The sequence below is a fragment of the Halalkalicoccus jeotgali B3 genome (assembly GCF_000196895.1).
Classification (GTDB): Archaea; Halobacteriota; Halobacteria; order Halobacteriales; family Halalkalicoccaceae; genus Halalkalicoccus; species Halalkalicoccus jeotgali.
Genome location: NC_014297.1, coordinates 867119 through 880143 on the forward strand (window position 1 = coordinate 867119; position 13025 = coordinate 880143).

Below are 13025 nucleotides of genomic sequence, written 5' to 3' on the forward strand. Positions count from 1 at the left end.
ACCCCCGGCTCACACCGCGCCGGTCGATGTCGACCCCGTTTAATCAAGATACACGATAGGAGCATATAACCCGCTGGGGACGAACGGATCGTGTATGCGGACCGAACACGCCCTCCACGTCGGCGACGCGCGCGACCTCGCGTTACCCGACGAATCGGTCGATCTGGTCGTCACCTCGCCGCCGTATCCGATGATCGAGATGTGGGACGACGTGTTCGCCGGCCTCGATCCCGGGATCGAGGAGATGCTCGCCGCCGGGGAGGGCGAGCGGGCCTTCGAGTCGATGCACGCGATCCTCGATGCGGTTTGGGACGAACTCGAGCGCGTACTCCGGGAGGGTGCGATCGCCTGCATCAACGTCGGGGACGCGACCCGCACCGTCGAAAACACCTTTCAGACGTACCCGAACCACGTCCGGATTACCGAGGCGTTTCGCGACCGGGGGTTCGTCTCGCTTCCGGGAATCCTCTGGCGGAAACCCACGAACAGCACGGCGAAGTTCATGGGCTCGGGGATGGTCCCGACCAACGCCTATCCGACCCTCGAACACGAACACGTGCTGATCTTTCGGAAGGGTGGCCCCCGCCGTTTCGAACCCCACTTGGAGTCCCGCTACGAGAGTGCGTACTTCTGGGAGGAGCGAAACCGGTGGTTCTCGGATCTCTGGAGCGATATCAAGGGGGTCGACCAGCGTCTCGACGGCGAGGCACGCGAGCGCTCGGGGGCGTTCCCCTTCGAACTACCCTACCGGCTGATCAACATGTTCTCGATCCACGAGGATACGGTCTGTGACCCGTTTTGGGGGACCGGAACGACGACGCTGGCGGCGATGGTCGCCGGGCGCGAGTCGGTGGGCCACGAACTCGATCCCGGGCTGGTCGAGGCGTTCGACGGGCGACTCGCGGACCTCCCCGCGTTCTCCCGGGAGGTGATCGAGAACCGCCTCGCGGACCACAGGGCCTTCGTCGAGCGGGTGGGTGCGGAGGAACTCGGCTACGACGCCGTCCACTACGAGTTCCCAGTCCGGACGAAACAGGAACGAACCCTCCGACTGTACGCCGTCGAGACGATCGAGGAAACCGACGCGGGCTACGAGATCACTCATCGACCCGCCGACGCCGAGTGAGGGACGAAAACGGGGGCCAACGTTTTTCTAGCGGGTCGTCATAGAAGAGTCATGAAGTTCGTTATCGTCGGCTACGGACGGGTCGGAATGCGGACGGCGCGAATCCTCGACGAAGAGGGTCACGAGGTCTTCATCGTCGACAACGACCACGACAAGGTCGAGCGCGCCCGGAAGGCCGGATTCGACGTCGTCGAGGGCGACGGCAGCAACGAGACGATCCTCGAGGAGGTCGGTGTCGAGAGTGCGGACGCGCTGGCGGGACTGACGGGCGACCTCAATACCAACTTCGCGGCCTGCATGGTCGGCAAGCACCACGACTGTCGGACGGTCATGCGGATCGACCACGACTACCGCGAGGAGATCTACCAGAAGTACGCGGACGACGTCGACGAGATCGTCTACCCCGAGCGACTGGGCGCGGCGGGCGCGAAAACCGCGCTGCTCGGGGGCGATTTCAACCTCGTGGCCGACCTGACCGAACGCCTCCAGCTTATCACCATCTCCGTGCCCGAGGAGTCGCCTGCGATCGGAAAACGCGTCAGCGAGATCGATCTCCCGGACGGGGCGCGAATCTACGCACACGGAACGAACCATGGAGCGATGACGATCCCGCTGCCACGAACGTCGATCGATGAGGGCGATAGCGTCGCCGTCATCGTCGAGCAAGAGAGTGTGGAGGGTGTCAGGACGGCGCTCCTCGGAACCGAGGAGCCCGTGGGCGCGTGACGTGTGGGTGGGTGGGGGAGTGATCTCGCGCCCTATAGAGGCAATCGACCCGTTGAGACTTAAGGTTATGTCAGACGATCGCACGACGCATATCAGCTGGTGGGAGTTGTTCGAGCGCGCCGACCCGACCGTCGAGCGCGAGACGATCCGGCGACGACTTGCCGACCTCCGCGATGAACGAGCCTGATCTCACCCGCGTGGTCGTCGACGCCGACGTCCTCGTTGCCGATCTCGCGGGCGACGGGGCCGCCCGCGAGGCGATGGACTGCATCAGGCGCCACTCGTGGCTCACGCTCGTCGTCACGGAGCGACTGCTCGAGGACGCCCAGACGGTGATCCGCGACCTGTGGGACGCCGACCTCGCACTCGCGTGGCGCGACCGAATCGAGGACCTCGCACGGACCGTCGAGCAGCCCCCGGGCGACCACCCCGCACTCGCGGCGGCCTACCACGGCGACGCCGCCCAGATCCTCTCCTTCGACGAGGAACTCCGGAGCGTGCGGACGGGTGCTCGACTCAAGGCCCGCCTCTCGACGACCGTTCGCTCCCCCGATGCCTTTCTGACGGTCTTCGACCCCGAACGGCTCTATCCGGTGGTGGCGGACGAACCCTATCCAGGGCCCGATCTGGACCCCCGAGACTAGCCACAACAAATATATATTCTTATTTCTATATTCAATATTATGTTAAGTGTGGTAGGTAAAGAACGAACCGGAGCAGCGATATTCGGCGGCGTGGCGATCAGCGGGCTGATGGTCGTCCTCGTCGCGGTCGGTCTGGCCGGGGTCGTCGGACCGGCACTCGGGACCGGAACGACGACCGCCGACGCCGGGCCGCCGATCGCCGCCGTCGGCGTCCTGCTCTCGACGGTCGCACTCGCTCGCTCGGGCTGATCAGCGTTCGGCCAGCCAGTCGCCGAACGCCGCGAGCGCGCGCCCGCGGTGAGAAACGGCGTTTTTCTCCTCGGGGCTCATCTCGGCGAACGTCTGCCCGCGGTGTTCGAAAATCGGATCGTAGCCAAAGCCGCCCGATCCCCGAGGCGCGACGATTCGGCCCCGCACTGTCCCCTCGAATGTCTCGACGCCGTCGTCGTCGGCGTACGCGACGACGGTCCGAAAGCGCGCCCGGTCGTTCTCCTCGCGGGCGGCCAGTGCCTGGACGCGCTCGATTCCGAGCTTCTCGTCGACGTACGAGGAGTACGGCCCCGGAAAGCCGCCGAGTGCGTCGATGAACAGCCCCGAATCGTCGACGAACACCGGCTCCCCGATCTCGCGGTAGGCGTCGCGCGCACCCGCGGTGGCGATCGCTTCCAAACTGTCCGATTGGATCTCGGGGTAGTCGTAGTCGACCCGTTCGACGGCCTCGGGGAGGTACTGGCTGGCTTCGCGGGCTTTGCCGGCGTTGCTCGTCACGAACCTGAGCATACCGAAGGCGGGTAGCGAGAACTGAAAGCGGCGTCGATCAGTCGTCGACGATGACTTCGACGGGTTCTTCGTCCTCGTCGGTCTCCTCACCCTCGGCGGTGCCGCTTCGCTCGTTGTAGAGCAGGCCCGCGGCGACGAGCAGCACGATCCACGACCGCCAGCTCGCGAGGTTCAGTGTATAGCCGACGCCGAAGGGCTTCTCGACGAGCATTCCCTTCCCCGGCTGCCAGTACGCCGACAGCAGGCGCCCGACGCTCGGTCGTTCGAAGTTATACGGCATACCGAACAGCGTTCCGGAGTCTGGTTTCTCTGCCATACCTCCACAGACGCTCGCCCGCATTATAAACCCTCAGGACTACCGGTACCGGCCCCGCCCCTCGATCTCGCGGAGCTGGTCGAGAACCCCCGAATCGCCGGTCTCGCGGTAACCCGCCTCGAACGCCTCCCGGCAGGCCTCGAAATCGCCGGCCGTCCCCGCGAGCGAGCGCTCGAAGACGTGGAGGTCCATCGCGTAATCCTCGATCTCGTCGGTGTGATAGCCCAGCCCGAAGTCGATACAGTAGAGGCGATCGCCCGAACGGCGGGCGTTGCGGGGCGTCGGATCGCCGTGAACGAGCCCCCGTTCGTGTAACGTCGCGAGGTGCGCGCCGAACTCCCGAACGCGCTCGGGGACGAGCTCGGCGCTCAGATCCGTCTCCCCGACGTGTTCGAGAACCAGCGTTCCCTCCCGAGGGTCGACGTCCCGAACGACGGGTGTCGGCACTCCCGCCCGCCGGGCGAGGCTCGTCAGGCGCGCCTCGCTTGCGGTGCGCTCGCGACGCAGGCGCCTGTCGAGTGTGGGGTGGCGATAGGCCTTCGCGAGCCGGCGTTTCTCGACCTGCGAGCCGAGCGCCACGGCGGCTTCGGCTCCGACTACCTCCGACTCGTCGCCCGTCGCCCGGGAGACGGATTCGGCCCCGCGCCAGGTGACGTCGACCTGATCGGGCCGGAAGTTCGAATCCACACGAGAGTCCTCGATCGCGAGGGTGTCACCCGCCGCGGCCATCGTCGCACCGAGGACGGCAATCATGCCCGCGTTATCCCGCAAGAAACGGGGCTCTGGTGCGTAAAACGACGCGCCGCGGGCCTCGCACATCGCTTCGAGCATCTCGCGCAGCCGGGCGTTCTGTCCGACCCCGCCCCCCAAAACGAGCTCGTCGCTACCAGTGAGTGAAAGGGCGCGCTCGCTCACCTCGGTGAGCATCGCGAAGACGTGCTCCTGTAAGGAGAAACAGACGTCCTCGATACGCTCGCCGGAAGCGACGGCGGCCTTCGCAGCGCTCATGATCCCCGAAAACGAGAAGTCCATCCCCTTGACGACGTACGGCAGGTCGACGTACTCGCCCTCGCGGGCCGCCGCCTCGATCTTCGGCCCGCCCGGATGGCCCCAGTCGAGGTGGCGTGCGAACTTATCGAGTGCGTTGCCCACGCCCGTATCCATCGTCTCGCCGAGCACCTGATACCGGTCGTTGTGATACCCCAGTACGTGGGCGTTCGCGCCGCTTGCGTTCAAACAGACGGGGTTCGCGAACCCCGAGCGGTGGCGCCCGATCTCGAGATGGGCGACCATGTGATTGACCCCGACGAGGGGCACGTCGAGGCGCTGGGCGAGCGCGCGGGCGGCGCTGGCGACGATCCGCAAGCAGGGCCCGAGTCCGGGACCTTGCGAGAACGCGACCGCATCAACGCCGTCGGCCGCAGAAAGCGCCCGCTCGATCACCCGTGGGATCGCCTCGCTCATGTGTTCGGCCGCCTCGCGGGGATGAATACCGCCGCTATCGGGTTGGTAGGGGTCCGATTCGATGAAAACGTCGTCGGTCTCGGAATCGAAGGACGCGGCGCTCGCGGCCCACGCGGTGCCTTCGATCCCCAAAACGCGCATTTTCTCGTGGTAGTCCTACTGCCACTCGGTGTAGCTACAGCGCCCACAGTGCATGCGGTCGCCGTAGTCGCCGAGGTACGTATCGCCACAGCGGGGACACTGCTCGCGATCGGCCGACCCGTCCTCGCCGTAGATCTCGTGGCGGGCCATTATGCCTCCTCGCCCTCGTCTGCGCCCTCGCCCTCGCCGGCGCTGATCTTGTTGCGCTCAAGCATGTGGTCCTGCTCGACGTCGCGCGCGAAGTCGGGGCTCTCGTAGACCTTCGCGTAGCCGACGGTCGTTCGCATCCCGAACTTCGTGTTCATCTCGCGGATGACGACCTCCTTTGCGTCCTTGTTGAGCTTCGCCGCAAGGCTGTCGCGCACGGAGAGGCGCTCGGGGGTCGCCTCCTCGTGGGTGATTTCGAAGGTGACGTCCGTTCGGTGCAACATCGGGTTTTCCTCCTCGGAAACGATCGAGATGTCCATGGTACTCAGTTGCTCGTATATCCCCTTGAGACGCGTAAAAGGATTTCGGGACGCAGCTTTTGCGCTGTCGTTCGAAAGATGCTCAGCATCTTTCGTGATGACGAGATGGCTTCGCCATCTCGAACCACGTTCGCGGTCCGGAGGACCGCTCCTCGGCAAAAGCTGTCTTGCGGGAGCGAAGCTCCCGCGTGTGCCGCAGAACGCGAAGCGTCCTGCAAGCCACCAAAAGCGCGCATAGCTCCTTACAGTCGCTCTGTGCTACCGCTCGCAGCTTCGCTGCTCGCGGCCCGCAGCCGCCTACACTGACTCCGTAGCGCTACGCGCCAGCCAGTTCGTCGATACTCTCCAATCCCTCGTCGGTGATCCGAAACTGGACGCTCTCGCCGGCGGGTTTCGAGCGGTGTTTCTCGAGGGTCGCCCGGCGCTTACCCCCCCGAAACCGATCGATCCGCATCACCGTGCCGGTCCAGTGTTCGAGCGTGTTGCCCCCCAGGGCACGCACCGTCTCCGAGTCGGGATCCGAGAAGACCTGGTTGGTGAGCAACACGGCGAGATCGTGCTTTCGCGCGAGCGCGAGCAGGTGGGTGACCTGTCGAGCGACCGAGCGAAGCGCATCGCCCTCGCGTTCGTCTTCGGTGCGTTGTAACCTGTAGAACCCCGTCGCGCTGTCCAGAACGATCAGGGAGACCTCCTCGGCGAGGTCCTCGGCGTCCCGCACCGCTTGCTCCTGTTCCTCGAAGGTGTGGGCCTCGCTGACGACGATCCGCGAGGAGAGGGTCTCGACGTCTGCCTCGCCGTGGGCTCGGAGGAGTCGTTCGAACCGATCGGGCGAGAGCCCCTCGGTGTCGATGTAGGCGACGCGCTCGCCGGCCGCGGCGCACTCGACGGCCGCACACAACGCGACGTTCGTCTTGCCGGCGGCGGGCGGGCCGTAGACCTGTGTGACGGTCCCGCGCTCGACGCCGCCGCCCAGCAGGTCGTCGATCGGTGGGCAACCGACGGAAATGGCGTCGTTCACACCGGAAATCAGGTCGATGGGGGCAAAAACGCCCCGGTCCACGAAAGGGTTTACCCGCCGTGGATCGAACCTCGGGCGTGATCGTCGTCGCCACCGCGGATTTCGAGGTCTATCACGGTGTCGTGGGCGAACTCCGCGAGCGCGGGGTCGAGTTCACCACGATCGAACCCGACCGGACACCCCCCGAGCGCACCCGGGTGCTCATCACTGGCCCCGACGACGCCCCGCCCGACGGCGTCGAGACGGTTCGCGCCGACCCGGACGATCCCCGAACAGCGGTCGAAACCGCACTCTCGGCGCTCAGAACGGGCGACGGACGGACGATAATCGGCGTCGACCCCGGCGACCGGCCGGGCGTCGCCGTCCTCTCGGGTGAGACGGTCGTCGCGGCGTTTCACGTCCCGCTCGCGGACGCTCCGCGGATCGTCAGCGACGAAGTCGAGGGAGCGGTCGATCCCCTCGTTCGTATCGGTGATGGGGCGCGCCTCCAGGGTGCGACGATCGTCAACGCCCTCGACGGCGTTCGAGTGGAACTCGTCGACGAGACGGGGACGACCCCGTCGCTTGGCACTGGCGCCCGCGGCATGGGTGACGTGCTCGCGGCGGTCAATATCGCCCGTCTGGAGGGCGAACCGATCGAGAGCCGTGAGATCGAACCCACCGAGGGCGAACTCACGGCGATCAAACACCGCTCCCGGGAGCGCTCGCCGGAAAACAGGGCGATCGACGAGGCGCTGGCAAAGCGGGTCGCCCACGGCGAACTCTCCGTCGAAGAGGCCTTAGAGGAACACCGCGAGGGATGATTCAGAACCCGCAGTTCGGACAGTCGAGCAGGCCCTGAACGTTGATCGCGCGCTTTCCACAGTCGGGGCAGGTCGCGCTCTCTGCACGGGTCGTGTCGGTCGGAGTCGGCTTCGATTCTGCTTTCGTGGCTGTGAGCGTCGGCGTCATTACTCGTCTCCAGTCGCGCATCCGATATAACCGTACCCCTGATACAGATTTAAAAGTAATATGTGTATAATTCAGTATTATTGCCTGTCTGCCCGCCACGCCGACTCCGCGCGGGCCATGACCTCCCGGATCGTCGCGCCGGTCTCGCGGGCGATCGCCGCGGCGTCGTCGTACTCCGGGCTGGCATCGTAGACCACCCCCGCGTCGTCGCTGGCGATTTTGACGTCGATCTCGTGTTCGTCGTCGTCGATCGCGACGGTGACGGATTCGATCTCCCGCCGGGCGGTCCACCGGTGGGTCCCGGGGGTCGCGCGCACGCCGAGCGTTCCCGTCTCCTCTGCGAGCCGTCTGGCGACCTCTCGGGCGTTCTCGGGCCGGCAGATCACCTTCACGAGGTGACCGGGTCGGGACTTCTTCATCGTCGTCGGGAGGAGCGTAACGTCGCGCGCACCCGCGTCTGTGAGCGTCTCCTGGAGCCCGCCGAGGATTTCGGGCGAGACGTCGTCGACGTTGGTCTCGAGAACCGTGATCCCCTCGTGGCCCGCGTGGTCCGCGTGGTCCGCACGCGACGTGCCGACGGTCGCACGCAGGACGTTCGGGTGCTCATCGAGGTCGGCGGTGCCCGCACCGTACCCGACATCTTCGACGTGGAGGTCGGGAACCGACCCGACGCCGTCGGCGACGACCGCGAGGATCGCCGCACCCGTCGGCGTCAGCAGTTCGCGCTCGACGGGACCGCCGCGCAGCGACCAGTCGGCCGACCGGGCGATCTCGACGACCGCCGGCCCGGGGACGGGGTAGGTGCCGTGGCTCATCTCGACCGTGCCCCCGCCCGCCGACAGCGGCGTCGTCACCACCCGGTCGGGCCCGAGGTCCGAGAGCAGGAGGGTCGCGCCGACCACGTCCGCGATGGCGTCGTCCGCACCCACCTCGTGGAAGTGGATCGACTCCAGGTCCTCGCCGTGGACGCTGGCCTCGGCCTCCCCGAGGACCGCGAAGACCGCGAGCGCGCGCTCCTCGACGGCGGAATCGAGATCCATCGACTCGACGAGCGCACACACCTCGCGGTACGAGCGGTGGGGACCGTGGCCCTCGACGTGATCGTGTGCGTGATCATCGCCGTCCTCGTGTCGGTGATCGTCCTCGGCGTGTCCGCGATCACGGCTCACGGTCACCCCGGTCGCACTGATGCCGTTTTTCATCACCCCGTCCACCTCGTAGCGCACGCCGAGGGCGGTCTCGACCGGAGCGAGGACGGCGGGGTCCGCCCCGGCCGCGAGAAGGGCCCCGAGGATCATATCGCCGCTCGCACCGGTCCGCCCGTCGAACGCAACCGTTCTCATACCGTAGTCCTCGCGCTCGCGGGCAAAGTATCACGTCATCCGGACCCGTCGAAACGTCCCTCCAAGCAGTAGGGTTTTGTACCCCCTCGTCCGTAGGGTATCGTGCGAAGGACTGACACGCGAGGCCGGTAGCGAGCGGCCGCAACACAAGACCTATCGGCGCCGCAACCAGACACCCACCATCCCCGCAGCCCCATCATGAACGAAGTACAACTCGAGGTCGCGAAAGCCTACCCGAACGACTCGGGCAGGGGCATCGCCCGCCTCGATCCGGACACGTTGTTGCACCTGAAGCTGAGCCCCGGAGACATCATCGAGATCGAAGGCGGCGACACGACCGCCGCGAAGGTCTGGCGCGCCGATCGCCAGGACTGGAACACCGACACCGTCAGGATCGACGGGTTCACCCGCCAGAACGCCGACGTCGGTATCGGCGAGCGCGTCACCATCCGCAAGGCCGACGCGACGAAGGCCGAGAAGCTGGTGTTGGCCCCGCCCGAGGAGGCGTCGGTCCAGTTCGGTTCGGACGCCGCCGGCATGGTCAAACGCCAGATCCTCAAGCGCCCGGTCGTCGAGCGCGACATCGTCCCCGTCATGTCCTCGACGAACCATCCCTTCATGCGCTCGCCCGGCCAGGCCATTCCGCTGATCGCCGTCGAGACCGAGCCCGAGGGCGTCTGTCTGATCACCGAGGACACGGACGTCGAACTGCGCGAAGAGCCCATTTCCGGCTTCGAGAAGGCTGGTTCAGGGATCACCTACGAGGACATCGGCGGCCTCCAAAACGAGATCCAGCGGGTGCGCGAGATGGTCGAGCTGCCGATGAAACACCCCCAGATCTTCAAGAAGCTGGGGATCGAGCCGCCCCAAGGCGTCCTGCTGCACGGTCCGCCCGGCACCGGCAAGACCCTGCTCGCGAAGGCGGTCGCAAACGAGACGTCGGCGAGCTTCTTCTCGATCGCGGGTCCCGAAATCATCTCGAAGTACTACGGGGAGAGTGAACAGCAACTGAGAGAGATCTTCGAGGACGCAAGCGAGGAGTCCCCGGCGATCATCTTCATCGACGAGCTCGACTCGATCGCGCCCAAACGCGAGGACGTCACCGGCGAGGTCGAACGCCGCGTGGTCGCCCAGCTGCTGACGATGATGGACGGCCTCGAAAGTCGGGGGCAGGTCATTGTCATCGCCGCGACCAACCGCGTCGATAGCGTCGACCCCGCGCTGCGTCGGCCGGGTCGGTTCGATCGGGAGATCTCGATCGACGTCCCCGACGAGGTCGGACGCGAGGAGATCCTCCAGATCCACACTCGGGGAATGCCCCTTTCCGACGACGTGAGCCTCTCGGAGCTCGCCGACGACACCCACGGGTTCGTCGGGGCGGACATCGAGAGTCTGACGAAGGAGGCGGCGATGCGCGCGCTGCGTCGGTACCTCCCCGAGATCAACCTCGACGAGGAGGAGGTCCCCCCCGAACTGATCGACCGGATGATCGTCAAGCGCGGGGACTTCCGGGGCGCGCTCGGCGAGGTCGAGCCAAGCGCCATGCGCGAGGTGCTCGTCGAGCTGCCGAAGATCTCCTGGAACGACGTCGGCGGGCTCGAAGACGCCATCGGCGACATCAAGGAGAGCGTCGAGTGGCCCCTGACCAACCCGGAGCGCTTCGACAGGCTGGGCATCGACCCGCCGGCGGGCGTTCTCCTCTACGGTCCGCCGGGCACCGGCAAGACGCTGATGGCGAAAGCCGTCGCCAACGAGACGAACGCGAACTTCATCTCGATCCGCGGGCCCCAACTACTCAGCAAGTGGGTCGGCGAGAGCGAGAAGGCGATCCGCCAGACCTTCCGCAAGGCACGGCAGGTCAGTCCCACAGTGATCTTCTTCGACGAACTCGACAGCCTCGCGCCCGCACGGGGCGGGGAAGTCGGCTCGAACGTCTCCGAACGCGTCGTCAACCAGCTCCTGACGGAGCTCGACGGGCTCGAGGAGATGGAGAACGTCATGGTGATCGCCGCGACCAACCGCCCGGACATGATCGACCCGGCGCTCATCCGCTCGGGGCGGTTCGACCGACTCGTGATGGTCGGCCAGCCCGGCGAGGAAGGCCGCAAGGAGATCCTCGAGATCCACACCCAGGACATCCCGCTCGCAGCCGACGTCAGCCTCCGGGAGCTCGCGGAGATCACCGACGGGTTCGTCGGCAGCGATCTGGCGAGCATCGCCCGCGAGGCCGCGATGACCGCGCTGCGAGAGGACAGGGACGCCGACGTCGTCGAGATGCGCCACTTCCGGGGGGCGATGGAGTCGGTCCGGCCGACGATCACCGACGACATCCTCGGGTACTACGAGCAGATCAAAGACGAGTTCGCGGGCGGCACCGCAGAGCCCGGCCGGAACAGACAGGGCAGTCGGATCGGCTTCCAGTAGGCTCGCGAGCCGTCTCGATCGGAACCGGCCGTCCTCGAGTCCAACTTGTCGCCGGATATATTATTTCTACAAATAAGTAAATTATATCCACTTCAAGAGATTAAAAAACGTATGCAGACCCAGGAGACGACCGGTGAGCGAGTGTCGACGGGTGTCGAGGGCGTTGATTCGATTCTCCACGGCGGATTCATTCCCGAGCGAACGTACATGGTCCGGGGCGATCCGGGAACCGGAAAGAGTCTGTTGGGACTTCACTTCCTCCTGAACGGCGCCGAGAACGGCGAGGAGGTCCTCTATATCAATCCGGAGGAATCGGCGGCGAACATCCGACAGAACGCTGCCTCCTTCGGGTTCGACGTCGAGGATCTCGAGTTCCTCGATCTGAGCCCGGACTCGGAGTTCTTCTCGAAGGACCTCTCCTATGACATCTTCAGCCCGGACGAGGTCGAACAGGAGTCGTTGACCGCCGAGATCGCAGACCGCGTCGAGACGCTGACGCCCGATCGGGTGTTCGTCGACCCGCTGACCCAGCTTCGCTACCTCGCGCCCGACGACTACCAGTTCCGCAAGCAGGTGCTCTCCTTTATGGATTTCCTCCACGGCGAGGGCGCGACGGTGCTGTTTACCTCCCAGGACACGACCCCCCAGCCCGACGACGACCTCCAGTTCATGAGCGATGGGACGATCACGCTCACGCGTCACTTGCGCGAGCGCCTCCTCGAGGTGACCAAGTTTCGCGGCTCGAATTTCGAGGACGGGCGCCACTCCTTTCGGATCAGACACGGCGGGCTGCACGTCTTTCCCGATCTCATCCCGCGCCAGCACGGTCGGGAGTTCGCCAACGAGACGATCCCGTCGGGGGTGCCCGAGCTCGATCAGTTGCTGTACGGCGGCCTCGAACGGGGGACCGCGACGATCATCACCGGGCCGACCGGGGTGGGAAAGACGACGACGGGAGTTCAGTTCATGAAGGAGGCCGCCGGACGGGGCGAGCGCTCGGTCGTCTATACGTTCGAGGAAGGGAGGGAAACGTTGATCCACCGGTGTGAGTCGATCAACATGCCGATACGGGAGATGCTTGACCGGGGGACATTGCGGATCGAGGAGATCGAACCGCTCGAACTCTCGGCCGACGAGTTCGCCTACCGCGTGCGCCGAGAGATAGAGGACCACGACACCGAGATCGTGATGCTCGATGGGATCGTCGGCTATCGCCTCTCGGTCCACGGGGATCGCGACGACCTGACGCGCGAGATCCACAAGCTCGGCAAGTACATGAAGAACATGGGTGCAACGTTGTTGTTGATCAACGAGACCAACTCCATCGCGGCCGATTTCGAGGTGACCGACGACGGCGTGAGCTATCTGGCCGACAACATCCTCTTTTTGCGCCATCTGGAGATCGGCGGCGAGATGCGAAAGGCCATTGGCGTGCTGAAAAAGCGCACGAGCGACTTCGAGCGCTCGGTCCGGGAGTTCGAACTCGACGAGTACGGCATCCGGATCGGCGAGCCGATGACGGATCTTCGGGGCATTCTGAACGGCACCCCCGAGTGGGTCGACGAACCGAACGAACTGCTACGCGACGGCGGTTCGGAGTCCGAGTCATGAGTCGCTATCGAACG

The 13025-nt window shown here is 65.7% G+C and carries 15 protein-coding genes; 7 read left to right on the plus strand and 8 right to left on the minus strand.

Annotated features, from left to right (window positions below; genetic code table 11):
- Positions 1-94 precede the first annotated feature (94 nt).
- The 4 genes from HACJB3_RS04265 to HACJB3_RS19570 all read left to right on the plus strand — a co-directional run bounded on the left by HACJB3_RS04265 (position 95) and on the right by HACJB3_RS19570 (position 2745).
- Entirely contained in the window at positions 95-1126 is a 1032-nt protein-coding gene (locus HACJB3_RS04265) for a DNA-methyltransferase (protein WP_008414310.1), read from the plus strand.
- A gap of 51 nt (positions 1127-1177) precedes the next feature.
- Entirely contained in the window at positions 1178-1852 is a 675-nt protein-coding gene (locus tag HACJB3_RS04270) for a potassium channel family protein (protein ID WP_008414311.1), read from the plus strand.
- A 173-nt stretch (positions 1853-2025) separates the two neighbouring features.
- Positions 2026-2496, plus strand: a complete 471-nt coding sequence (locus tag HACJB3_RS04275; RefSeq protein WP_008414313.1) for a DUF7384 family protein — start codon at positions 2026-2028, stop codon at positions 2494-2496.
- A 48-nt stretch (positions 2497-2544) separates the two neighbouring features.
- Positions 2545-2745: a hypothetical protein gene (locus HACJB3_RS19570; protein WP_148258231.1), complete on the plus strand. Its 201-nt coding sequence runs from the start codon at positions 2545-2547 to the stop codon at positions 2743-2745.
- Here the strand turns inward: HACJB3_RS19570 and HACJB3_RS04280 are convergent, their stop codons facing one another.
- The 6 genes from HACJB3_RS04280 to radB all read right to left on the minus strand — a co-directional run bounded on the left by HACJB3_RS04280 (position 2746) and on the right by radB (position 6682).
- A complete protein-coding gene (locus tag HACJB3_RS04280; protein WP_008414315.1) occupies positions 2746-3276 on the minus strand; it encodes an XTP/dITP diphosphatase in 531 nt (176 codons plus the stop codon).
- A 37-nt stretch (positions 3277-3313) separates the two neighbouring features.
- A complete protein-coding gene (locus HACJB3_RS04285) occupies positions 3314-3592 on the minus strand; it encodes a DUF5808 domain-containing protein (protein ID WP_008414316.1) in 279 nt (92 codons plus the stop codon).
- 39 nt (positions 3593-3631) lie between these two features.
- Complete coding sequence (locus HACJB3_RS04290; protein ID WP_008414317.1) at positions 3632-5197, minus strand: bifunctional N(6)-L-threonylcarbamoyladenine synthase/serine/threonine protein kinase; 1566 nt, start codon at positions 5195-5197, stop codon at positions 3632-3634.
- 15 nt (positions 5198-5212) lie between these two features.
- On the minus strand, positions 5213-5347 hold the full coding sequence (locus HACJB3_RS04295) for a 30S ribosomal protein S27ae (RefSeq protein WP_008414318.1): 135 nt from the start codon (positions 5345-5347) through the stop codon (positions 5213-5215).
- Positions 5347-5664, minus strand: a complete 318-nt coding sequence (locus HACJB3_RS04300) for a 30S ribosomal protein S24e (protein ID WP_008414319.1) — start codon at positions 5662-5664, stop codon at positions 5347-5349. Before HACJB3_RS04300 ends, HACJB3_RS04295 begins: the two co-directional genes overlap by 1 nt.
- 316 nt (positions 5665-5980) lie before the next feature.
- Positions 5981-6682 (minus strand): DNA repair and recombination protein RadB, encoded by a 702-nt coding sequence (gene radB, locus HACJB3_RS04305; RefSeq protein ID WP_049934525.1) that lies wholly within the window; start codon positions 6680-6682, stop codon positions 5981-5983.
- Between the two features lie 77 nt (positions 6683-6759).
- Here radB and HACJB3_RS04310 point away from each other — a divergent pair, with 77 nt between their 5' ends.
- Positions 6760-7485, plus strand: coding sequence for a hypothetical protein (locus tag HACJB3_RS04310; RefSeq protein WP_169312204.1), 726 nt, complete (start codon positions 6760-6762; stop codon positions 7483-7485).
- Between the two features lies 1 nt (position 7486).
- On the opposite strand, the gene HACJB3_RS20115 is transcribed toward HACJB3_RS04310, so the two are convergent.
- Together HACJB3_RS20115 and larC are read right to left on the minus strand one after the other, a co-directional pair.
- A complete protein-coding gene (locus HACJB3_RS20115) occupies positions 7487-7633 on the minus strand; it encodes a hypothetical protein (protein ID WP_008414324.1) in 147 nt (48 codons plus the stop codon).
- Between the two features lie 77 nt (positions 7634-7710).
- Positions 7711-8976: a nickel pincer cofactor biosynthesis protein LarC gene (larC, locus tag HACJB3_RS04315; protein WP_008414325.1), complete on the minus strand. Its 1266-nt coding sequence runs from the start codon at positions 8974-8976 to the stop codon at positions 7711-7713.
- A gap of 198 nt (positions 8977-9174) precedes the next feature.
- Here larC and HACJB3_RS04320 point away from each other — a divergent pair, with 198 nt between their 5' ends.
- On the plus strand, positions 9175-11400 hold the full coding sequence (locus tag HACJB3_RS04320; RefSeq protein WP_008414326.1) for a CDC48 family AAA ATPase: 2226 nt from the start codon (positions 9175-9177) through the stop codon (positions 11398-11400).
- A gap of 111 nt (positions 11401-11511) precedes the next feature.
- Positions 11512-13011, plus strand: coding sequence for an ATPase domain-containing protein (locus HACJB3_RS04325; protein ID WP_008414327.1), 1500 nt, complete (start codon positions 11512-11514; stop codon positions 13009-13011).
- The last annotated feature ends 14 nt before the right edge of the window (positions 13012-13025 follow it).